The organism is Streptomyces davaonensis JCM 4913 (assembly GCF_000349325.1).
Lineage (GTDB): Bacteria > Actinomycetota > Actinomycetes > Streptomycetales > Streptomycetaceae > Streptomyces > Streptomyces davaonensis.
Map to the genome: position 1 here is coordinate 8465499 of NC_020504.1, position 21640 is coordinate 8487138.

Consider the following 21640-nt stretch of genomic DNA (forward strand, 5'->3'; position numbering starts at 1 on the left):
GTCGTCAGCCCTCCAGGACCGTGCGCAGGTCCCACAGGGTGCGCCAGGTGGCGGAGCCCTGCTCGGCGCGGCGGCGGACCGGGCCGTCCCAGTAGCCGCGCAGACGGGCCGCGTCGGCCGGGTCGTCCTTGCGGACCACGCCGAGCAGATGGCCCGGCAGCAGCCCGAGCACATCGTGGTCGCCCGGGAAGTACGCCGCGGCCAGACCCAGCGCGCCCGCCACGGACACCGCCTCCGCCGTGCTCATCACCGTGGACGGCCGCTCCACCTCCCAGCCCTCGGCGGACCGCCCCTCCCGCAGATCACGGAACGCGGTCACCAGGGCCTCCAGCACCGCGTCGTCGACCTGGAACGCGGCCCCCGCCCGCTCCACCGAGGCCCGCGCCTGGCTGCGGACCAGCGCCGTCTCGGCGTCGAGGTCCGCGATCGGGCCGACCGTCTCGAAGTTGAAGCGGCGCTTGAGCGCGGCGGACATCTCCGAGACGCCCTTGTCCCGCAGGTTGGCGGTGGCGATGAGGTTGAAGCCGGGTGCGGCATGCGCCAACGAGTCCTCGCCGCCCGCCAGTTCGGGCACCGCGATCCGCCGCTCGGAGAGCAGCGAGACCAGCGAGTCCTGCACCTCGGGCAGACAGCGCGTGACCTCCTCGACCCGGGCGATGCCGCCGCGGGACATGGCGGTGAGCACGGGCGACGGCACGAGGGCCTGCCGGCTGGGGCCCTGGGCCAGCAACAGGGCATAGTTCCAGCCGTACTTGAGCTGGTCCTCGGTGGTGCCCGCGGTGCCCTGCACGACCAGTCCGCTGGTACCGCACACCGCCGCCGACAGCAGCTCCGACAGCATGGACTTGGCGGTGCCGGGCTCACCCACCAGCAGCAGCCCGCGCTCACCCGCGAGCGTCACGACGCAGCGCTCCACCAGCGCCCGGTCGCCGACGAACTTCGCCGACACCTCCAGCCGCCGCGGTACACCGTCCGGTGCCTCGGCGGTGTCGGGCAGCTTCAGGGCCCGTCCGCCGCTGCCCATGACGAAGGTGACGACGGCACGGGGCGTGAGCCGCCAGGCGGGCGGTCGCGGACCGTCGTCGTAAGCGGCGAGGAAGGCCAGTTCGGCGGCGTACAGATCCTCGGGCGGGACGATCTGGCGGGTGGCGAGGGCGGTGGTCATGGGCTGCGGGTCTTCCGGTCGGTCGGACTGGGCTGGGGCCGGGGCGGTCGTCATCGGCGGCGCCCCTTCCGGGTGGCCCGCGTGGTGAGTTCCTCGTAGGCCGGTGTGTCTCCGCCGCTGACGCGTTCCCAGGCGCGGGCGAACAGTTCGGTCAGTGGCAGATGCGGGACGGTACGCAGGTGCTCGCTGATCGGGTACAGGCCCTCCTTCCAGGCCTCCACCGGCAGCGCGGCGTCCTTCAGGTCGCGCCAGGCGCCGGGCAGGAACAGGGTGCGCCCCGCGCGGGTGCGCTTCGCCTCGACGACCAGGTCGGTCGCCGCCAGTTCGGTGCGGGCCTTCTTCAGCCGGGCGGGCTTCCAGCCGGTCCAGCGGGCGCAGTTGCGGTCCGTCGGGTCGGGCAGGGTCAGCAACTGGAGATACAGCGCCGCCGCGTCCTCGCTCAGACCCTGGGCCGCGGCGACCTCCTTGACCAGCTCCGGCACACTGACCGTGGGGTCCTGGGCGTGGCCGACGGGCCCCGCGGGGTCGGTGCCCGCCGCGACGGCTCGGGCGAGGTCGTCGGACAGGAGCGTGCGCAGCGAGCCCAGCCCGGCACCGCGGTGCGGGCCCACCAGCCCTTCGAGGAGCCCGAGCACGGCGTCGTCCGGGCCGGTGAGACCGGCCGTGCGGACCAAGGGCTGCTCCAGGTCGCGGTGCCACGGCCGCAGCACCAGCGCCTCGGCCACCCGGGTCCGGCCGTGCGCGTCGGCCCCGCCGGTCTCGGGGAGGCCGTACGCCTTGCGCAGCTCCACGGCGGTCGAGGTGCCCTTCTCCGTCCACTCGACGTCGAGCGGGAGCAGGAGCTCCGGGTCGGCGATCCGGCGGCGCAGCGCGGCGAGCCCCTCCGGCAGCGCGGCCCGCAGCGGGTGACCGTAGGGCAGGGCGTAGGCGAGGGAGGCCAGGGCCAGGACCGCGCTGGGCAGGTCGTGCCGACCGGGCTCGGCCGCCGGGTCCTGCGGGACCAGGTTGCCGTCCTTGTCGGGGCGCAGGACCGTGGTACCCGTGATCCAGGGGGTGCGCCCGGGGTTGAGCACCGTCTCGGCGGAGCCGGCGGGCAGCCCCGCGAGGTCGGCCGACAGCTCCTCGGGCAGCCGGACTACCGAGCCGAGACGCTCGGCCCACACCGCGCCCGCGGCGGCCAGATCCGGGCCGGTCCGCCACAGGTCGGCGGGGTCGGCGGGCAGCAGCGCCGAGAGCAGCGCCATGCGGTCGGTCTTCCCGAGCGAGCCCAGCATGCCGTTCGCCTGGTCCATCTGCCGTGGCTTCAGGCCCAGGAGGGCCAGCGCCTCGGGGGCGCGGTCGTGCGGCAGACCGGCCAGCAGCACACCCGCCTGGAGCGGGCCGAGCCCGCCCCGCGTGACGGCGGCGAACGCCTCGACCGCCTCGGGCCGCCAGGGCGCGGCGCCCTTGTCCCGGATCAGTCGGGCCACGGCGGCGAGCCCCTCGGCGGGGAACGCCTGCGGGTGCCGTGTCTCCTTCTCCAGGGTGAAATGGGCGACGGCACCGAACGCGCCGGTCGGATCGTGGTCCAGGGCGAGCCAGTTGACCCGGTCGCGCGCCATGTCGACGTTCTGGCAGCCGAGCACGACGACCGTGCGGCCGTCCCGGCGCAGTACCTGGCCCACGCGCTGCTGCTTCTCGTGCGGCTCGCTCAGGACGATCTCGCGCAGGCCCTCACCGGTGGCCAGCGGCCCTTCGGCGAGCGCCTCGAACAGCAGGAGCAGCGCCTCCCGTTGGGCCTCGGGCACCGCCGGCAGGGCGCCCCGGTAGGCGAGCGGGCGGACCACGCCGAGCATGGCCGGCCAGATCATGCCGATCCGCGGGATCGTGTACTCGTCGCTGACCCAGCCGTCGCTCAGCGGCGCCGGACGCCCCTTCTCCGCGGGCAGCGGCGTGCCGTCGGCGGGGCGGCCGGACAGCACGTGGTTCACCGCGCGGATCTGCCGCAGCACGCTCCACTGCTCCGTGCCGCCCCAGCCGCCCCAGATGCTGGTCATGCCGTTGGTGGCGTCGCGCAGGGTGCGGTCGTCGCCGTGCTTGGGGCTGTAGTCCGCGAACATGCCCTCCGTGCGCCGCTTGTTCACCGGTGCCCGCTCGACCGGGGGCGCCGCGAGGGTCATGGCCGACTCGATGATGCTGCGCGCCGCCCGTACCAGGGCGGTGACACCGATGAGCAGCCGCTCGTCGGTCAGTTCGGTCAAGGTCGACCGGACGGCCCGCAGCACGAACTCCTCGGCGCTGGGGATCTTGGCGCGGTCCTCCGGCGTGGCGGCCGCGGCGAACTGCGCCCGGTACTCCGCCGTGGCGGCGGCAGCAGCCCGCAGCAACTGCACCGCCCGCTCGTCGCCCAGGCCGCGCAGCACGGCCGAGCCCTTCTCGTCGCGCGGCCGCAGGGCGTGCCAGAAGGCCACCGGCGGTACGTACCGGCTGCCCGCGGCGAACCGGTGGCCCCGCTCGCCCAGGGTCACCTGGCCGAGCATGCCACCGGCGGACGTGTCGTCGGCCGCGAACAGGGCGAGGCGTGAGCCGTTCCGTGCGACGACGGGCTCGGCGCCCCCGGGCAGCCGCAGCGAGCCCAGCGGAATACCCACCGTCCGGCGCAGGGTGACGGTACGGCCGTCCGGCGTGCCGACGGTCGTCACCCTCTCGCCGCCCTCCGTCCCGGTGCGCACCCAGCGTCCCAGGACCGTGCCGTCGGTGCCGAACGGACTGTGCTCCAGGCCGGGTTGGAGGGGCAGCACCTCGCACTGGTGCTGATCGAGCGTGGCGTCCTCGTGGATGCCGGACCGCAGGAAGGCGGGCAGCGAGGCACGCCCGTGCGTGCCGGTCGCCGGGTCGTACTCGAGCCACAGCTGCTGCCGCCCCTGGCGGCCCTGACGCCAGCAGGTGATGCCGTCGCTCAGCACCGGGCGGTTCGGGGGCAGCACCGTGTCGCCCGCGTGCAGGGTGCGGCCACCGGTGGCCCGGCCGCCGCCGGGCAGCGGGACAGAGGGGCTGGCGAGGTTGTGATTGTTCCAGTAGCCGAGTTGTTCGCCGGTCAGGGTGAACACCTCGGACGGCCGCGCCGACCAGTAGCCGCACTGCTTGCTGTCCTGCCGCCACATGACCAGCAGCTCGCCGTCGGCGTAGCGGAACTGGGCGCGGCTCCAGCGGTCCAGCTCGACGGGCAGGCGCAGTTCGTGTTCGAGCAGCACCTCCTCCGGGCCGACGACGACCGCCTTGTGCCCCCGGGACAGGATCAGCGCGGGCCAGGCCTCGCTGACCATCAGGTCGTTGAGGTGGCTCTTGGGGCGGATCTCGGAGTCGAGCAGCCGGAGCGCCTCGTCGAGGGCGGGCCAGCCCAGCTCGTCGATGATGCCCGCGCGCAGGGTACGGCCCAGCAGCGGCGCGACCTCATGGGCGGCGACCTGGGCCACGGCCTCGGGTTCGACCAGCCTGGCCACCGACTGGAAGGGCCGCAGCCGGTCCAGCGCCTCCCGCGCGCCGGGCAGCCCGGTCGCCCGGGTGAACTCGTCGGCCCGGTCGGCGATCCACTCCCGCAGCACCTCGCCCAGCACCGGGTGCGCGGCGACCGCCTCCAGCAGCTCGTTGGCCCCACGGTCCCCGCCCAGGGTGCCCACAGCCTCGTAGAGGAGGCGCCGCAGCCGCGGGTCGGCGGCGGTGGCCACCAGGTCGCGGCGGCCGGGGCGCTCGTCGCGCAGCCAGCGGTCGAGGGCCAGGTGGACAGGGGTCTCCCCGTCAGGCACCGACAGGAGAACGCCCTCCGCCGCGCACAGGTCGAGCAGATCCAGGTCGGCCCCCGCGTGCCAACGGCCCGTGAACAGATCGACGGCCCGCCCGTCGGCACGCAGCCGCGGAGTCATCCGCGCGACCAGCGCGAGCGTGGCGGGGGACCGTCCGGAGACGGCAGCGCCGTGCTTGCGGTAGGCCGCCCACCGGCCGAGCCAGTCCGCCGCGTCCACCTCGCCCGCGTCCTCGCCGGTCAGCAGCCGGTCAGCGCCGGTCTCCGCGAGGATCCCGAGCCAGAACTCGTCCTCCTCGACGGACCGGCCCAGACCGCCCGGCATGATCTCCAGCAGCCGGACCCGGGCCTCCGGGCGCTCCTTGGCGAGCACGGTCAGCGTGGCCCGGTAGGTGTTCCAGAAGGAGGCCGGTGCGCGCACCGCGGCCGGGGAGGCGATCAGATCCGCGACCAGGGCGCACTCCTCCGTCACCCGGGACAGACCGGTCGCCTTGATCAGAGCGCGGGCGTCCTGCGGCAGCGAGGCGTACGGCGGCATGCCCGCCGCGCAGCGCTCCACGGTCAACTGCCGGTACTGCGCCCACGCCTCGCCCGGGTCGAGCCGCCGGGCCAGATCCTTCACATGCTCCTTGAGCGCCTTGACCGTCAGCGCCCCGGCGAAGGCGAACTCCAGGAACACCGCGCGCTGCCGGTCCTCGTCCACGGCCAGCGCGTGCACCCGCTCCGCCTCGCGCGCCTTGCCGAAGAAGGCCGCCGCGTAGGTCGTGTTCTCGTGCTGGAGGAAGATCCGCGCGGCCTGCTCGTAGAACGTCGGCAGGAAGTGCGGGACGGCCCGGCCGAGCCGCTCGCCCAGTGCCTCGAAGCCGTCCTTGGCGTTGCCGGGCCGGGACTTGGCCTGCCGGGCGAGCCGCTCGACGTCCTTGACCAGGGCCAGCGCGTGGTGGCCGTTGGCCGGGTCGTTCACCAGCGCCCAGGCGGGGAAGCCGAGCGTCTCGCGGCGCACCTGCCCGACCTCGGGCGCCTGAGGCTCACGGGCCAGCCCCAGGAACTCCAGGGCGAGATCCTCCGCCTCGCCGAGCGTGCCCGGCACCAGCCGGACCACGCGCCGGTCGTCCAGGGCGGGGTGGGTGTAGGTGCGGACGGTGAGGGTGTCGGCGTCCTCGCGGTCGGTGCTGCCCGGCGGCAGGACGGCGCCCGCCTCCAGCAGGGCGGCCGCGGTGGTCTCGTCGTACGTGCTCATGCGGCCTTCTCCTCGTCCTCGATGTCGCGTCCCGCGTACAGCGCGGCCGCCATGCGCATGCCCTCCGACCAGGCCACCGGCCCGACCTGACCGAGCCTCAGCGTCTTTCCGGCGCTGTCCGTCCAGGTGAGCGGGCCGGTCTCGGTCTCCATGTAGGTCTCGTAGTCGCCGATCCAGACCCGGGCCTCGATCGCGCGGCCGTCCTCGCGCAGCGAGCAGACGGCGTCGCCGCCGCGGACGCGGTAGCCGAGCTGGGTGGCCCGGCCGGCCAGGAACCGCAGCTCCTTGAACACCCCGCCCGCGTACTCCTCGACGGACCGGGACTCGGTGTCGAGGTTCTCCGGGCGGTGCCACACCTCGCGGAAGAGCTGCTGCGCGCGCTGCTCGACGCCGAGTTCGACGGCGAACTCCCGCAGCTCCTCCAGGTCGTCGAGGAGCACCGGGTGCGGGAGGCGCACGAGTTCGGGGCTGATGCGCACGGTGTCGCCGTCCAGGTCGACGAGCCCGAGCCCCCGGTCGACGTCGGCGTCCCGCAGGAACCCGGCGACCTCACCGTCCGGCCCGCTGACCACCAGGTCGCGCAGGGCCGCCTGCCACGCCGGGTCCGGCCACACCCGGGCGATGACCGCGAGCGGCACCGGAAGGGAGCGCACCATCCACCGCTCCACGTCGGTGAGGCACTGCCGTTCGTGCCGCTGGAGCCACTCGGCGAGCTGACGCAGCCCCACCACCGCGGGATCGTCCGCGAGTTTGGCCGGCACCGACTTCAGCCGCCGCCCGGCCGCATTGCGGCACACGACCTTCCCCGCGTCCAGCGCGACCTCGTAGTCGCCCGCCGTCACCCACCCCACAGGTGCCTCCCCGCACTTCGTCGATCAAGTGACGGGAACTCTAGGGGAACCCACTGACAACGCACCGCCGGGGTACCTGACCTGCGCGGCAGCCGCTCAAGTGAGCGTCAGGGAACCATCGTCGGACGTCTCGATCCGCACCCCGGCGCTGATCCGCCCGACCGTCTCCCGCAGCCACTCCCGGTCCGCCGCCCCGGCCCGCTCAAGACGCATCCGCCGAGCCCGCAACGGCACCATCCGAAGCCCCGTCAGCCGCCCGCTGTCGGCCGCCACCGAGACGAGGAACATCAGCCGCAACTCGTCGCGGTACTCCGGGAATCCGGAGATCCCCTCGTAGTCGTCGACGAAGTCGCCGCAGCCGTAAAGGATCAGCCGGTCGCGGTACACCTCCACCGGGCGCGGATGGTGCGAGGAGTGTCCGTGGACGACGTCGACACCGCCGTCCACCAGGGCGTGCGCGAAGCGGACCTGACTCCGGGACACGCCGAAGCCCCAGTTGGAGCCCCAGTGCACCGAGACCACCACGAGGTCACCGGGGCGCCGGAACCGCCGTACGCGCTCCAGGACGGCGGCTGCCGTGTCCGGTGTCGGAGCGGGCAGGTACGCGACGCCAGGGCGGTCCGCGGTCGCCGCCCACGACGCCGGGACACCGCTGGACTCCAGGCCCAGCGCGAACACCAGCACCCGGCCACCGCCGCCCAGCGGAACCGCCGCCGGTGCGTGTGCCTCGTCCGCGTCCCGTCCCGCGCCCGCCGTGCGCAGCCCCGCGCGGGAGAGGGCATCGAGGGTTTGTGTCAGCCCCGCGGGGCCGAAGTCCAGGACGTGGTTGTTGGCGAGGACGCACACATCGGGGCGGGCCACGGCCAGCGCGGGGAGGTTGCCGGGGTGCATCCGGTAGTGGATCTCCTTGTCGGGTGCGAAGGCGCCGTCGTCGGTGACCGAGGTCTCCAGGTTCACGATCCGCGCGTCCGGCGCGCTCGCGTCGAGCACCCGCAGCGCCTCGCCCCACGGCCACGACGGGGGCACCGGGGCGGGGACCGGCCCGTTCACCGACTCCGCGAGGCGGACGTAGTCGCGGGCGTCCGTCACGTACGGCTCGCGCAGGGCCGGATCGCCGGGGTGCGCGAGGATCTGGTCGACGCCGCGCCCGAGCATCACATCGCCGCACAGGAACAGCGTCACGACACCGTCGCCCACAAGTCCACGGTAGGCCGGTTGCCGGGCGGGATCGGAGGAACTCGGGGGAGCGGAGCGATCGTGGGAAGCAGGCGATGGTGATGAACTCCCAGTCGGTCGTCGTGCCCGTGGGCCCGGGTGTCGAGCTGGCCGGTGACCTGGTCGTGCCCCCGTCGGCGCGGGCCGTGGTGCTGTTCGCGCACGGCAGCGGCAGTTCCCGGCACAGCCCCCGCAACCGGCAGGTCGCCGCCGCACTGCGCACCGCCGGTCTTGGCACGCTGCTGATGGACCTCCTCACCGAGGAGGAGGAACGCGAGGACGCGGTGACCCGTGAGCACCGCTTCGACATCGGGTTGCTGGGGGGTCGGCTGGTGGCCGCCGTCGACTGGCTGGCGGACCGGGACGACACGGCGGACCTGCTCGTCGCCCTGTTCGGCGCCAGCACCGGCGCGGCCGCCGCCCTGGTGGCCGCCGCGGAACGTCCCGCGCGGGTGCTGACCGTGGTCTCCCGGGGCGGTCGGCCCGATCTGGCCGAGGGCGCCCTGGACGCCGTACGAGCGCCCGTGCTGCTGATCGTGGGCGGGCGGGACCGGGAGGTGATGCGGCTCAACGAGGAGGCGGCGCGGCGGCTGCGGGTGCCCTGCACCATGCATGTCGTGCCCGGGGCCACCCACCTGTTCGAGGAGCCCGGCGCCCTCGACGACGTCGCCGACGCGGCCCGGCAGTGGTGCGCGGACCATGTCCGGGCCGCCGCGGGGGATTGAAACCGCCCCGCGTGCCTACCCTGAACATGTGGCTCGTGCCAACGACGAGGTCGCCGCGCTCTTCCGGGAGTACGCGGACCTGATCTCGATCACCGGAGGAGACGCGTTCAGGGCACGCGTCTACGAGAAGGCCGCCCGCGCGATCGGCGGCCACCACACCGATGTCTCCACCCTCGACGCCAAGGGCCTCAAAGAGATCCCCGGGGTCGGCAAGTCCATCGCCGACAAGGTCGTGGAGTACCTGGACAGCGGCAGCGTCGCTGCCGTCGAGGAGCTGCGGGCCAGAATCCCGGAGGGAGTGCGTCGGCTGACCGCCATCCCCTCCCTCGGGCCCCGGAAGGCCCTGATGCTCTACGAGGAGCTGGGCATCTCCTCCGTCGACGAGCTGGCCGACGCCATCCACGAGGAGCGGCTGCGCGATCTGAAGGGCTTCGGGCCGCGCACCGAGGAGAACCTGCTGCACGGCATCGACCTGCTGCGCTCCTCCGGAGGCCGGGTCCACATCGACGTCGCCGCCGAGCTGGCCGAGGAGGTCGTCGCCGCACTGTCCGAGGTCAGCGGCGTGCAGCGGTGCGCCTACGCGGGGTCGCTGCGCCGGGGCCGGGAGACGATCGGCGACATCGACGTCCTCGTCGCGGCCCGCACCTCGGGCCCGGTGATGAAGGCCTTCACCGAGCTGCCGTACGTCACCGAGGTGATCGGCAGCGGCGAGAAGAAGACGTCCGTGCGCACCGACCGGGGGCTCTCCGTCGACCTGCGCGTCGTACCGAAGGACTCCTGGGGTGCCGCGATGCTGTACTTCACCGGGTCCAAGGCGCACAACATCAAGGTCCGCGAACGGGCCGTCCACCAGAAGCTGAAGCTCTCCGAGTACGGCCTGTTCGACGCCGAGAGCGGCAAGAAGATCGTCTCCCGCACCGAGGAGGACGTCTACGCCCGGCTCGGGCTGCCCTGGATCGCCCCCGCGCTGCGCGAGGACCGCGGGGAGATCGAGGCGGGCCTGGACGGAGGGCTGCCCGAGCTGGTCACGGAGGAGGACCTGCGCGGCGATCTGCACACCCACACCGACCTCACCGACGGTCTCGCCGGCCTGGAGGACATGGTCGCCGCAGCCGCCGAACGCGGCTACGCCTACTACGCGATCACCGACCACGCCCCCGACCTGTACATGCAGCGCATGACCGACGAGCGGATGCTGGCCCAGCGCGAGCAGGTGCGGGCGCTCAAGCCCCCGCACGGGATGCGCCTCCTGCACGGGGTCGAGCTGAACATCGGCCCGGACGGCGGCGTCGACTGGCCCGACGACTTCCTCGCCGACTTCGACCTGTGCGTGGCCTCGGTGCACTCGCACTTCAACCAGGACCGGGCGGCCCTCACCCGGCGGCTCGTACGGGCCTGCGAGAACCCTTGCGTCAACATCATCGGCCACCCCACGACGCGGCTGATCGGCAAGCGGCCCGGCATCGACGCCGACCTCGACGAGGTCTTCGCCGCCTGCGCCCGCACCGGCACCGCCCTGGAGATCAACGCCCACCCGGACCGGCTCGACCTCGGCGACGAGCACATCCTGAGGGCCCGGCGGCACGGGGTGCGGTTCGCGATCGACAGCGACGCCCACGCCGTACCCCACCTCGCCCATATGCGCTACGGCGTGGCGACGGCCCAGCGCGGCTGGCTGACCAAGGACGACGTGATCAACACCTGGACCCTGACCCGGCTCAAGCGCTTCCTGCACAAGGGGAGGGCATAGCCGGGCAGGCCGATACGGACGCGAGGTGCCCCCATGACTCATCGGATACGTGACGTGATGTCGCCCGGAGCGGTGGCCGTGGAGCCGATGACCACGGTGGAGAAGGCGGCCCGCCTGATGAGCGAGCAGAACGTCGGAGATGTACTGGTGGCCTACGACTGCGACCTCTTCGGTGTGCTCACGGACCGGGACATCGTGGTCCGCGCCGTCGCCGAGGGAGCCGACCCGCACACCGCGGCCGTCGGCTCGGTGTGCAGCAAGCCGCCGGTCGTCACCGTGACCCCCGACGACACCACCGACCGCGCGCTCGAGCTGATGCGCGAGTACGCGGTACGGCGGCTCCCGGTGGTGGAACACGGTGGCTGCCCCGTCGGCATGGTCAGCCTCGGCGACCTCGCCGTCACCGAGGACCCGGACACCCCGCTCGCCGACATCAGCCGGGCCGAACCGACCCACTGACGGCGCCGCCGCGCGGCCCCTCAGGCGGGGTACGCGTGGGTCTCCACCGCCTTCACCGTCGCCCAGACCGTGGCGCCCGGGTGCAGGTCGAGTTCGGCGGCGGCGACCGTGGTCAGGTCCGCGGCGAGGGGAAGCTCACCGGTGAGCGCGGCGCGGATCTGATCGCCGTGGGTCTCCAGGCCGGCCACCTCGCAGCGCCAGAGGTTGCGGGCGCTGGAGCCGGTCGGCCGGTCGCGGTGCAGGGTGACCGCGCTCGGCGGAAAGGCCACGAAGACCGGACCGGACAGCAGCTCCGTGGTGGTGAGGGGCGGGCCGGTGGTGAGGTGGACGGTGTGGCCGTCGGCCTCGCCCCGGTAGAGGTTCAGACCGACCAGCTGGGCGATGTAGTCGGTCCGCGGATGACGGGCGATGTGGGACGGTGCGCCCTCCTGGACGACCCGTCCGTCCTCGACGACGACCAGCCGGTCGGCCAGCACCATGGCGTCCAGCGGATCGTGCGTGACCAGGACCGCGACCGCCTCGAACTCGCCGAGGTGGCGGCGGAGTTGAGCCCGGATCTCCAGCCGGGTGCGGGCGTCCAGGGCGGCGAGGGGCTCGTCGAGGAGGAGCAGTCGAGGGTTCGTGGCCAGGGCCCGGGCCAAGGCCACGCGTTGGGCCTGGCCACCGGAGAGCTTGCGGGGCTTGGCACCGGCGTGTTCGGCGAGGCCCATACGGTCCAGCCACTGGGCGGCCACCGCGCGGGACTCGGCCTTGGACGCGCCCTGGCAGCGCGGCCCGAAGGCCACGTTGTCGAGAGCCGTGAGGTGCGGGAAGAGCAGATAGTCCTGGAACACCACCCCGACCGGGCGGGACTCGGGCGGCGTACGGTCCAACTCCGTGCCGTCGAGCCGCAGATGGCCGTCGGCGAGCGGGGTGAGCCCGGCCAGGGCCCGCAGCGCGGTGGACTTTCCGGCGCCGTTCGGGCCGAGCAGGGCGACCACCTCGCCCGGGGCGACGGTCAGGGCCACGTCGAGGCGGAACGCGCCGCGGTTCACCACGAGGCGGGCGTCGAGCCCGGCCACGGCGGTGTCGGCGGGGACGTCGTGGGTCTCGGTCATGAGGCGGTCATCCAGCGGTCGCGCAGCCCGGCCAGGACCGCGATGGACACGGCGAGCAGGACCAGGCTCAGCGCGATCGCCGCCTCCGGGTCGCTCTGAAGCGCCAGGTACACGGCCAGCGGCATGGTCTGGGTGCGGCCCGGGAAGTTGCCCGCGAAGGTGATCGTCGCGCCGAACTCGCCGAGCGCCCGCGCCCACGCCAGGACGGCACCGGCCGCGATGCCGGGGGCGATCAGGGGCAGCGTGACCCGGCGGAACGCGGTGAAGCGGGAGGCGCCCAGGGTGGCCGCGGCCTCCTCGAAGCGCGGGTCGGCGGCGCGCAGGGTGCCCTCGACGCTGATGACCAGGAACGGCATCGCCACGAACGCCTCCGCGACCACGACTCCCGCCGTGGTGAAGGGCAGCGTGATGCCGAACCAGGAGTCCAGCCACTGGCCGACGACGCCGTTGCGGCCCAGGGCCATCAACAGGGCGACACCGCCCACCACCGGGGGCAGGACGAGGGGCAGGGTGACCAGGACGCGGACCAGGCCGCGGCCGGGGAACTCGACCCTCGCCAGCAGCCAGGCCAGCGGTACGCCGAGGACCAGGCTCACGGCGGTCGCCGCGGTGGCGCACACCAGGGAGAGCTGGAGCGCCTGCCACACCTCGGCGCTGGTCAGCTGCTCGGGCAGGCTGTGCCAGGGGGTCCGGACGAGCAGCGCGATCAGCGGCACGATCAGGAACGCCAGGCCCAGCAGCGCGGGGAACAGCAGGGGCAGGGGGATGCCCGTCCGGACGCGCCGACGCCGCGGTCCACCATCGAGGGTGTCGCTCGCGGCATCGGCCTTGTCGATCGGGGTCACGGCTTGAGGAACCCGGCCTCGGTCAGGACCTGCTGCCCCTCGGCGGACTGGACGAGTGCGATGAACGCCTTGGCGGTGTCGGGGTTCTGGGCGTCCTTGAGCAGGGTGATCGGGTAGTCGTTGATGGCGTCGGCCGATTCGGGGAAGTCCACGCCCTCCACCTTGTCACCGGCTGCCTTCACGTCGGTCTTGTAGACGACCGCGGCGTCCGCCTCCTTCAGTTCCACCTTGGTCAGGGCGGCCTTGACGTCCTGCTCGTAGGAGACGGGGGTGAGCTTGAGGTCCCCGGCTTCCAGAGCCTTCTGTGCGGCGGCGCCGCACGGCACCTCCTCGTCGCAGAGGACGACCTTCAGGCCTTTGTCGGTGAGGTCCTTCAGGGAGGCGATCTCGTCCGGGTTGCCCGGCAGCGTCGCGATCTCCAGCTGGTTGCGCACGAACGTCGCGGGCGTTCCCGACGCGTCCCCGGCGTCTGTGACGATCTTCATCGTCTTGGGGCTGGCGGAGGCGAAGACGTCGGCCGGGGCGCCCCCGGTGATGCTCGCGGCCAGTGAGTCGCTGCCGCCGAAGCTGAAGGTGACCTTCGTGCCGGGGTGCTCCTGCTCGAACTGCTTGCCCAGCTTCTCGAAGCTCTCCTTGAGCGAGGCGGCGGCGAAGACGGTGACGTCGCCGGAGAGCTTGCCCGAGCCGGAGCCGGGGGAGTCCGACTTCGCGGGCGAGGAGTCGTCGGACGAGGAACAGGCGCTCAAGGCCAGCAGGGCGGCGGCTGCCAGGGCGGCCACCTGAACGGGGCGGCGGGTCCGGCGCGCGGTACGAGTCGACACGGATGTACTCCCTCTGGTCCTGACGGACCCCATCACCTGCGGCCCTGATGGCTCGATCATGCCGCAGATGCGAGGGCAAAGTCTTCTGTCGCTTCGCATGAGCCAGAACTGTGACAGGACGGTCTGGCATGTGCGTTTCTATGGGGCCTCATCTGTGAGGTCTTCAGGTGCGGTCGATGTGTACGTTTGTCGACTTCACCCGGGCCGTCGCCTCCATGCCGACCTCCAGGCCCAGCTCCTCCACGGCCTCCCGGGTCAGCAGGGACACCAGTCGGTGCGGTCCGGCCTGGATCTCCACCTGGGCCGCAACGTCGCCGAGCTTGATCGCCGTGACGATGCCGGGGAAGGCGTTGCGGACGGACGTGTACGAGGTGTCCCCCTCGACCCCGCCGCTCTTGGCCAGCTCTACGGAGAACGCGGCCAGATCCTCGCCGTCGATCAGGCGCCGCCCGGTCTCGTCCCGGCGGGTGGCCACGCGTCCGGCGTCCGCCCAGCGCCGTGCGGTGTCCGGGCTTACGCCGAGGAGTCGTGCGGCCTGGCCGATTGTGTAGGACTGCATGCCGATCACGATAGACGCCGCCCTGTGCCCGCTCAGGCCCTCAGAAATACCCCCGGGGGTACCCGTGCTACATTCGATGTATACCCCAGGGGGTAATTTCCGAGCGGAAAGGAGCGCAGGGCGTGTTCTTCATCGACACCGTCGACGTGGCAGGACTCGGCAACCGCGGCTATCTGGCGGGAGGTGAGCAGTCGGCCGTAGTGGTCGACCCGCCGCGCGACATCGATCAGGTGCTGGCGGCGGCCGCGCGGCGGGACGTGCGCATCACGCACGTCGTCGAGACGCACCTCCACAACGACTACGTCTCCGGCGGACTGGAACTCGCCCGGCTGACCGGCGCCGCCTACCTGGTGCCCGCCGACGCCCGGGTCGCCTTCGCCCGGACCCCCGTGCGCGACGGTGACCGCGCGGTCGTCGACGCCGACGCGGGCCTCACCCTGCGCGCCCTGGCGACGCCCGGCCACACCCCGCACCACACCTCCTACGTCCTGGAGGAGCACGGCACCGCGATCGCCGCCTTCACCGGCGGCTCCCTGCTCATCGGCACCGTCGGCCGACCCGACCTGGTCGAACCGCGGCTGACCGAACACCTGGCCCGCGCCCAGCACGCCTCGGCGCACCGCCTGGCGGCCGAACTCCCCGACGAGACCCCGGTGCTGCCCACCCACGGCTTCGGCAGCTTCTGCTCCTCGGCCCAGGCGGCGGGGGACGCCACCACGATCGGCAAGGAGAAGGCGTACAACGGCGCGCTCACCCGGGACGTCGACACCTTCGTCGCCGATCTGCTGGCCGCCCTGGACGACATCCCCGCCTACTACACCCACATGGGCCCGCTCAACGCCGACGGGCCGCGACCGGTCGACCTCACCCCGCCCGCCGTGGCCGACGCCGAGGAGATCGCCGCCCGGCTGGCAGCGGGGGAATGGGTGGTCGACCTGCGCAGCCGGGTCGCGTTCGCCGAGGGCCATGTCGCGGGCTCGTTCAACTTCGAGGCCGAGGGGCAACTCGCCACCTATCTCGCCTGGCTGATCCCTTGGGGCAAGCCGGTGACCCTGCTCGCCGAGTCCGCGGACCAACTGGCCGCCGCCCAGCGTGAACTGGTGCGCGTCGGCATCGACCGGCCGGCCGCCGCTGCCACCGGCGGCCCCGCCGACTGGATCGGCGCGGACGAGAGCCCGGCCGCCTTCCCCCGGGCCGACTTCGCCGACCTCGCACGCCGGGTCCAGGCCGAGGGCGTCGTCGTCCTCGACGTGCGTCGCGACTCCGAACGCTCCGGCGGGCACATCGACGGCTCGCTCCACATCCCCCTGCACACCCTGCACCGCCGGATCGGAGAGATCCCCGAGGGCAAGGTCTGGGTGCACTGCGCGGGCGGGATGCGGGCCGCGATCGCCGCTTCCCTGCTCGACGCGGTGGGGCGGGACGTCGTCGCGGTGGACGACTCGTTCGACTCCACGGAACGCGCCGGACTCGTCGTCCGGGCCTGTTGACATGGAGCGCCGGATCACCGTCCGAGAGGCGGCCGAGCGAACGAGGCACGACGGCACGGCGCTGCTGCTGGACGTGCGGGAAGCCGACGAGTGGCAGGCGGGGCACGTCCCCTGGGCGGTCCACCTGCCGCTGTCGGCGCTGACCGAACTGCCGCCCGAGGTACACGGCCGCCCACTGGTGCTGGTGTGCCGCTCGGGCAACCGGTCCCAGCTGGCCGTCGACATCCTGGCCGCCCGAGGCGTCGCTGCGGTCGACGTGGTCGGCGGGATGATCGAGTGGGAGCGGGCCGGACTGCCGGTGGTGCGGAGCGGTGCCGGCACGTGACCTCGCTGATACTCGCCCTGGCCGCCGGTGCCGTCGTAGGGCTGGCGCTCGGCGCGCTCGGGGGCGGCGGCAGTGTGCTCGCCGTACCCGCGCTGATCTACCTGCTCGGCTTCAGCCCCGCGGCGGCCACCACCGCGTCCCTCGTCATCGTGGTGCTCACCTCCGTCACGGCCCTGTTCGCGCATGCCCGGGACGGCCGGGTCCGCTGGCGCACGGGGCTGGCGTTCGCGGCGGCGGGCATCGGGCCGGCGCTGGTCGGCGGAGCCGTCGCCGGGCGGATCCCGCAAGCCCTGCTCACCGGGGCCTTCGGGGTGCTCGCGGCCGTGGTCGCGACGCGCATGCTCAGTACCGGCCGACCGGGGCCGACCGTAGGGGACCGTCCCGCGCGGCCCGGCCGGGCCGCGGGCGTGGGTGCCGGGCTCGGTGCCGTCACCGGGGTGCTCGGGGTCGGCGGCGGCTTCCTCGCCGTACCGGCTCTGGTGTCGGGGGTGGGGCTGCGGATGCGGGCCGCGGTGGGTACCAGTCTGCTGGTCATCACCATCAACTCGCTGGCCGCGCTCGCGCTGCGCGCCGGGGCCGCCGAGGGTCTGGACTGGTCGATCATCGCCCCGTTCGCCGGGGCGGCGGTGCTCGCGGCCTGGGACGGGCGGAGGCTCGCGGCGAAGGCGTCCGCGCGGGCCCTTCAGCGGACCTTCGCGGTGGCCCTGCTCGCCGTGGCGGTCTTCATGCTGGGGGACGCGATGCTGTAAGGCTCTGTGGCTCTGCGGCCTTCAGGCCAGCGACAGGAAGAGCTTCTCCAGACGCGCCCGCATCTGCTCGGCGTCCTCGCCGGTGCTGCGGCCGGCCTCGATGTCGGCCACGCACTGCTGCAAGCCGGTCGCGATGATCGCGAAGCCGGCCCGGTCCAGGGCGCGTGACGCGGCGGCGAGCTGCATCACGACCTCCTCGCAGTCCCGGCCTTCCTCGATCATCCGGATCACACCGGAGATCTGGCCCTGCGCCCGGCGCAGCCGGTTCAGCACGGCCTTGAGCTCGGCACCCGCGAGGTCCAGTTCCACGATCACTCCTCCAGAAATACCCCTAGGGGTACTGTACGTCCCGCTTCGGGCCAACGTCGAACACCAAGGATCACATCTGCCATGACCGCTCCTCTCACTCCCACCGTCCTCACCCCCGGGCAGGCCCGTGCCCGGCTGCAAGAGTTCATCGTCATCGACGTGCGGACCCCCGGCGAATACGCCTCGGGTCATGTGCCCGGCGCCCTCAACCTCCCGCTGGACCACGTCCGCAGGGCCCTTCCCGAACTGCGGGCGGCCGCCGGACTCCTCGTGGTGTGCGCCTCGGGCGCCCGCTCCGAGAACGCCTGCGCCATCCTGGCCGCCGAGGGCATCCCCGCCGCCACGCTCGACGGGGGCACCAACGCCTGGGCCGCCGAAGGCAATGACCTCCGGCGGCCCGATGTCGGCACGGCCCGCTCCGTCTGGGGCATGGAGCGCCAGGTGCGCTTCACGGCGGGCACACTGGTGCTGCTGGGCCTTCTCCTCGGCTTCCTCGTCCACCCCGCCTGGCAGTTGGTGTCGGCGGGCATCGCGGGCGGCCTGGTCTTCTCCGCGCTCACCAACACCTGCGGAATGGCCGCCGTCCTCGCCCGCCTCCCGCACAACCGGCCGCGCGGCGGCGACGTGGAGGCCACCCTGGCGGCGCTCCGCGCGGCTCAGGGCACGGGCGGCGCGTAGCGGTAGCCCTCGGTGTCGATCGCCTCGGTGTCCAGGACGTCCGCCACGGTGACCGGGCCCAGGCCGGAGAAGTCCGGCAGGAGTTGCTTCACCTGGGCGTCGATGAGTGTGTCGTAGCCGGTGGCGGTGCCCACCCAGGGCCACATCCGGTCGTCGAGGCGGTGTCCGGGAGGCGCGGGCTCCAGGTTGAACGGGGAGAGTTCCGTCGGCGGCGGATAGTGGTCCCGCGGCTTGGAGCCCGGCACCGCCGCGAGCCGCCGGTTCTGCCAGTTCGCCCAGATCCGGTCCACGTTGGCGTGATGGAGCCAGAAGACGGGGTCGTTGGGCGAGAAGGCCTGGGACATGTGGCCGCCGATGAAGTTGTGCCCGGTGTTGTGCGCGGGGACGAACACCGGTGTGCCACCCGGGCCCTGGGCGAGGAAACCCTCCTCCAGCGCCGTCCAGAAGTACCAGAAGGGGTGGACGCCTGGCTGGTTGACCACGTGCTGCTCCAGCGCCGCGATGTGCGCCCGGCCCGGCGGCCACTGCTCGCCCGAGTCCGCTCTGGCCAGGATGGTGCCGAAGGTCTCCTCCAGGAGGAGGTGCACGGGGAATCCGGTGACTCCCGGCGGGCTCGTCGGCCACCAGGACGGCCGCTCGGCCGGGGGTACCGGATTGCGGAGCACGCTGTCCGTGACGGGTGCGGGGGCGCCGGTGCCCAGGGAGGCGAGGAAGTCGTCCGTGAACAGCTTCGCGACGGCGTCCGGATGATCGGTCCAGTCCCAGTAGGGGACGGTGACGCCGGGGACCTCTGCCTGGAGCGCCTTCTCGAACTGCCGGACGTACTGGCGGTGCCAGGCGCAGAACCCGATGTTCCAGTGCGCGAAGTTCACGGTCTCACCGACCGGGTGCCCCGGTGGGTGGACCGCCATCACCGCGCTGTGCAGGGCGACGAACTGGTCGTAGACGCTCGCGCCCGCGGGTCCGGCGGGGGCCGGGCGGTTCTTCAGGCGGATGACCGCTTCCAGGAACTTGTCCCGCTCCTGGGCGGTGAGGTCCACGGCGTTCTTACGGATGTCCATGGCCGCCCGCTCCTCCATTGCCGTGGGAATGGTCGTGACCGTTGTGGTCGTGACCGGAGTGGTCGTCTCCCTGCGAGTGGTCGTGCTCGAGGTGGCCGCTGGCCGGGACGCCGTGCAGGCCGGCGAAGAAGTACCGGTCGGGATCGTCGGTGAGGAGCCTGGTGAGCAGTTCCCGGAAGGTCTCTCCCGTCCGGGTGCGCAGGACCAGCACGCTCTGGTACATGTTCGCCGGTCCGAGCCCGATCCGGAGCAGCACCCCGGCCCGGTAGGACTTCACCTCGATCTCCGCGGGGTGCACCCCGATGGCGCCGCAGTGGATCGCCCCCTCAAGGGTGTCGGCGAGTTCCTTGACGCGGTGCGCATTGCAGCCGTCGGCAGGGGTGAGGGTGGTGAGCAGGTTCAGGTGGTCGTAGAGCATGCGTGGCCCGGTGACGACGACCCGGACCTCCGGGGCGTCGACCAGCAGGTCCACGAGCGAGGCGCCGCCCTTGCTGAGGGCCAGCGTCGTGCTCTGGGAAGTGGCTGTTGTCATATGCCCAGCGTCCGGCCACTCGACAGGGGCCCGCGAGCCCGGAACGCCCAAAAGGGTCCGTCACAGCAGGCCGAGGTCCCTCGCCCGTAGGGCGGCCTGGGTGCGGTCGCGCAGGGCGAGGCGGGTGAGGATGCGGGAGATGTGGTTCTTGACCGTGCCTTCGCTGAGGTAGAGGTGCGCGGCGATCTCCCGGTTGGTGTGGCCGTGCGCCACCAGTCGCAGGATGTCGATCTCGCGCGGGGTCAGTTCCGCCGTGGCCGTGACGGGGGGCTCCGGGGCGGGCAGGGCCTCGGTGAGGCGGCGGGCCACGGAGGACTCCAGCTGGGTGACGCCCGCGTGGGCCAGCCGGACCGCGTGCGCGAGCTCGTCGGCGGGGAGGTCCTTGAGGAGGTAGCCGCTCGCACCGGCCCGTAGCGCCTGCACGACGTACTCCTCGTCGTCGAAGGTCGTCAGCATCACCACCCGGCACTCCGGCGCCCGTTCGCGGAGCACGGCGACCGCCCCGACGCCGTCCAGCTCCGGCATCCGCACGTCCATCAGCACCACGTCCGGCCGCAGTTCCAGGGCCCGCGCCACGGCTTCCCGGCCGTCGGCCGCCGTACCGACCACCGCGATGCCCGCCCGCAGGGACAGCAGGGACGCGATGCCGTCGCGGATGAGCCGCTGGTCGTCGACCACCAGCACCCGTACGGCGGGCTCGGCCTCCTCGCTCATGCCGCCTCACCTCTCCCGCGCGGCACGGTCACCGTCAGCCGCGTGCCCGCCCCCGGACCGCTGTCGATCCGCACGCTCCCCGCCACCAGTTGCACCCGCTCCCTCATCCCGAGCAGCCCGAACCCGCCCGTCGTCGCGTCCGGCGCGAATCCGCAGCCGTCGTCGGCCACCACCAGCCGGGCCTCGTCCGCCGCAAGCCGCAGCGTCACCGTCACCTCGGAAGCCCCGGCATGGCGGCGCGCGTTGGTCAGCCCCTCCTGCGCGGCACGGTACAGAGCCGTCAACTCCGCCGTCCCGTAGGTGCTTTCCTCACCGCTCACCTCGACGGTGACCCTGGGCCGGGCCCCGCCGTCGCCCGCCAGGCCGGCCAGCGCGGACGCCAGCGCCGGTCGCGCCGGCGGGTCGCGCAGCACCCGGACCGACTGCCGTACGTCGCCCAGGGCGAGCTTCGCCGAGCGCCGTGCCTCGGCCATGGCCCGCCCGGCCGCCTCAGGATCCAGCGTCCGGAACTCCGAGGCCATCTCCAACTGCACGGAGACAGCGGTGAGATGGTGCCCGAGACTGTCATGGAGGTCCCGCGCCAGCCGGTTGCGCTCGGCGGCGGCGGACAGGTCCGCGACCCGCGCCGCGTACTCCTGCACGGCGAACCGGGCGCGCTGCTCACCGACGGTGACGGCGGCCATCGACAGCGCCAGCACCAGACCCACACAGAGCATGAGCAGGTCGGAGATGTGCTCCTGGTCGCGGTACCAGCCGGGGGAGCCGAGCGCGAGTCCCGTGATCAGCCCGGCGGGGCACAGGGCCGCAAGGGCGAGCGCGACGGTGCGGCCGTACGCGAAATAGGCGGTGAACGGCAGCAGGACGAACAGCACTTGGGCGAGTTCCGAGGCGTCCAGGACGACCACCGCGCCGATCAGGGCGAGGCGGGCGAGCAGGAGCGGCAGTCGGGGGACGGAGCTCGCGACGGCTTCCAGGGTGAACAGCGCTGCGATCGCGGTGACGAAGCCGGCCGTACGCCAGCCGGACGGTCCGTCGCCGGGGGCGACCGTCGCGTGGTAGAGGCCGCCGACGAGCACCGCGCCGTACAGCAGTGGTGCCACCCATCGGACCGGTACGTACGCCGTCATGATCCCCCCTCGCCCGTTGCCGCCAGGGTAGGCCGCCGCGGGCCCGATCGGACGAGGCCGGACGGCACATGACGAACGGCTGTGAGCGGTACGGCGGATGGTGACTTCCGGCGTTCGGGTGTCGCCGCTCCGCACCTCCCGGCGTGA

The 21640-nt window shown here is 73.1% G+C and carries 20 protein-coding genes; 7 read left to right on the forward strand and 13 right to left on the reverse strand.

What is annotated here, in order from left to right:
• Nucleotides 1–4: 4 nt before the first annotated feature.
• The 4 genes from BN159_RS37420 to BN159_RS37435 all read right to left on the reverse strand — a co-directional run bounded on the left by BN159_RS37420 (nucleotide 5) and on the right by BN159_RS37435 (nucleotide 8234).
• A complete protein-coding gene (locus BN159_RS37420; RefSeq protein WP_041820423.1) occupies nucleotides 5–1165 on the reverse strand; it encodes an ATP-binding protein in 1161 nt (386 codons plus the stop codon).
• Between the two features lie 50 nt (nucleotides 1166–1215).
• Nucleotides 1216–6186 carry a hypothetical protein gene (locus tag BN159_RS37425; RefSeq protein WP_015662251.1) on the reverse strand — a complete coding sequence of 1657 codons (4971 nt, stop codon included), beginning with the start codon at nucleotides 6184–6186 and terminating at the stop codon, nucleotides 1216–1218.
• Nucleotides 6183–7037, reverse strand: a complete 855-nt coding sequence (locus BN159_RS37430; protein WP_015662252.1) for a DUF4132 domain-containing protein — start codon at nucleotides 7035–7037, stop codon at nucleotides 6183–6185. The genes BN159_RS37425 and BN159_RS37430 overlap by 4 nt, the downstream gene beginning before the upstream one ends.
• 96 nt (nucleotides 7038–7133) lie before the next feature.
• Nucleotides 7134–8234: a CapA family protein gene (locus BN159_RS37435; RefSeq protein WP_015662253.1), complete on the reverse strand. Its 1101-nt coding sequence runs from the start codon at nucleotides 8232–8234 to the stop codon at nucleotides 7134–7136.
• Nucleotides 8235–8314: 80 nt separating this feature from the next.
• Here BN159_RS37435 and BN159_RS37440 point away from each other — a divergent pair, with 80 nt between their 5' ends.
• From BN159_RS37440 to BN159_RS37450, 3 genes are read left to right on the forward strand one after another with little or no spacing between them, the layout of a single operon-like run.
• Complete coding sequence (locus BN159_RS37440; protein WP_015662254.1) at nucleotides 8315–8977, forward strand: dienelactone hydrolase family protein; 663 nt, start codon at nucleotides 8315–8317, stop codon at nucleotides 8975–8977.
• A gap of 28 nt (nucleotides 8978–9005) precedes the next feature.
• Nucleotides 9006–10727 (forward strand): DNA polymerase/3'-5' exonuclease PolX, encoded by a 1722-nt coding sequence (gene polX, locus BN159_RS37445; RefSeq protein ID WP_041820424.1) that lies wholly within the window; start codon nucleotides 9006–9008, stop codon nucleotides 10725–10727.
• 33 nt (nucleotides 10728–10760) lie between these two features.
• Nucleotides 10761–11186, forward strand: a complete 426-nt coding sequence (locus tag BN159_RS37450; protein ID WP_015662256.1) for a CBS domain-containing protein — start codon at nucleotides 10761–10763, stop codon at nucleotides 11184–11186.
• A 20-nt stretch (nucleotides 11187–11206) separates the two neighbouring features.
• Here the strand turns inward: BN159_RS37450 and BN159_RS37455 are convergent, their stop codons facing one another.
• The 4 genes from BN159_RS37455 to BN159_RS37470 all read right to left on the reverse strand — a co-directional run bounded on the left by BN159_RS37455 (nucleotide 11207) and on the right by BN159_RS37470 (nucleotide 14508).
• Nucleotides 11207–12283, reverse strand: a complete 1077-nt coding sequence (locus BN159_RS37455) for an ABC transporter ATP-binding protein (RefSeq protein ID WP_015662257.1) — start codon at nucleotides 12281–12283, stop codon at nucleotides 11207–11209.
• Nucleotides 12280–13128: a molybdate ABC transporter permease subunit gene (modB, locus tag BN159_RS37460; protein WP_015662258.1), complete on the reverse strand. Its 849-nt coding sequence runs from the start codon at nucleotides 13126–13128 to the stop codon at nucleotides 12280–12282. The genes BN159_RS37455 and modB overlap by 4 nt, the downstream gene beginning before the upstream one ends.
• Nucleotides 13125–13949 (reverse strand): molybdate ABC transporter substrate-binding protein, encoded by an 825-nt coding sequence (gene modA / locus BN159_RS37465; RefSeq protein ID WP_015662259.1) that lies wholly within the window; start codon nucleotides 13947–13949, stop codon nucleotides 13125–13127. The genes modB and modA overlap by 4 nt, the downstream gene beginning before the upstream one ends.
• 163 nt (nucleotides 13950–14112) lie before the next feature.
• Nucleotides 14113–14508: a TOBE domain-containing protein gene (locus BN159_RS37470; protein ID WP_015662260.1), complete on the reverse strand. Its 396-nt coding sequence runs from the start codon at nucleotides 14506–14508 to the stop codon at nucleotides 14113–14115.
• Nucleotides 14509–14630: 122 nt separating this feature from the next.
• Between BN159_RS37470 and BN159_RS37475 the strand changes: the two genes are divergently transcribed.
• From BN159_RS37475 to BN159_RS37485, 3 genes are read left to right on the forward strand one after another with little or no spacing between them, the layout of a single operon-like run.
• Nucleotides 14631–15998, forward strand: a complete 1368-nt coding sequence (locus BN159_RS37475; protein WP_015662261.1) for an MBL fold metallo-hydrolase — start codon at nucleotides 14631–14633, stop codon at nucleotides 15996–15998.
• A gap of 1 nt (nucleotide 15999) precedes the next feature.
• Nucleotides 16000–16323, forward strand: coding sequence for a rhodanese-like domain-containing protein (locus BN159_RS37480; RefSeq protein WP_015662262.1), 324 nt, complete (start codon nucleotides 16000–16002; stop codon nucleotides 16321–16323).
• Nucleotides 16320–17072 (forward strand): sulfite exporter TauE/SafE family protein, encoded by a 753-nt coding sequence (locus BN159_RS37485; protein WP_015662263.1) that lies wholly within the window; start codon nucleotides 16320–16322, stop codon nucleotides 17070–17072. The genes BN159_RS37480 and BN159_RS37485 overlap by 4 nt, the downstream gene beginning before the upstream one ends.
• 21 nt (nucleotides 17073–17093) lie before the next feature.
• Here BN159_RS37485 and BN159_RS37490 read toward each other — a convergent pair whose 3' ends face one another.
• Nucleotides 17094–17381: a metal-sensitive transcriptional regulator gene (locus tag BN159_RS37490; RefSeq protein WP_015662264.1), complete on the reverse strand. Its 288-nt coding sequence runs from the start codon at nucleotides 17379–17381 to the stop codon at nucleotides 17094–17096.
• A gap of 81 nt (nucleotides 17382–17462) precedes the next feature.
• Between BN159_RS37490 and BN159_RS37495 the strand changes: the two genes are divergently transcribed.
• Nucleotides 17463–18059: a rhodanese-like domain-containing protein gene (locus tag BN159_RS37495; protein ID WP_015662265.1), complete on the forward strand. Its 597-nt coding sequence runs from the start codon at nucleotides 17463–17465 to the stop codon at nucleotides 18057–18059.
• Here BN159_RS37495 and BN159_RS37500 read toward each other — a convergent pair.
• The 4 genes from BN159_RS37500 to BN159_RS43010 are packed head-to-tail and all read right to left on the reverse strand — an operon-like array spanning nucleotide 18038 to nucleotide 21493.
• The gene (locus BN159_RS37500; RefSeq protein ID WP_015662266.1) at nucleotides 18038–19120 is read right to left on the reverse strand and encodes a tyrosinase family protein; all 1083 of its coding nucleotides are present in this window, start codon (nucleotides 19118–19120) and stop codon (nucleotides 18038–18040) included. The two genes, BN159_RS37495 and BN159_RS37500, sit on opposite strands and share 22 nt — an antisense overlap.
• Complete coding sequence (locus tag BN159_RS46465; protein WP_015662267.1) at nucleotides 19107–19652, reverse strand: hypothetical protein; 546 nt, start codon at nucleotides 19650–19652, stop codon at nucleotides 19107–19109. Before BN159_RS46465 ends, BN159_RS37500 begins: the two co-directional genes overlap by 14 nt.
• Before the next feature lie 60 nt (nucleotides 19653–19712).
• Nucleotides 19713–20366 (reverse strand): response regulator, encoded by a 654-nt coding sequence (locus BN159_RS37510; protein ID WP_015662268.1) that lies wholly within the window; start codon nucleotides 20364–20366, stop codon nucleotides 19713–19715.
• Nucleotides 20363–21493, reverse strand: coding sequence for a sensor histidine kinase (locus BN159_RS43010; RefSeq protein ID WP_015662269.1), 1131 nt, complete (start codon nucleotides 21491–21493; stop codon nucleotides 20363–20365). The genes BN159_RS37510 and BN159_RS43010 overlap by 4 nt, the downstream gene beginning before the upstream one ends.
• Nucleotides 21494–21640: the final 147 nt, after the last annotated feature.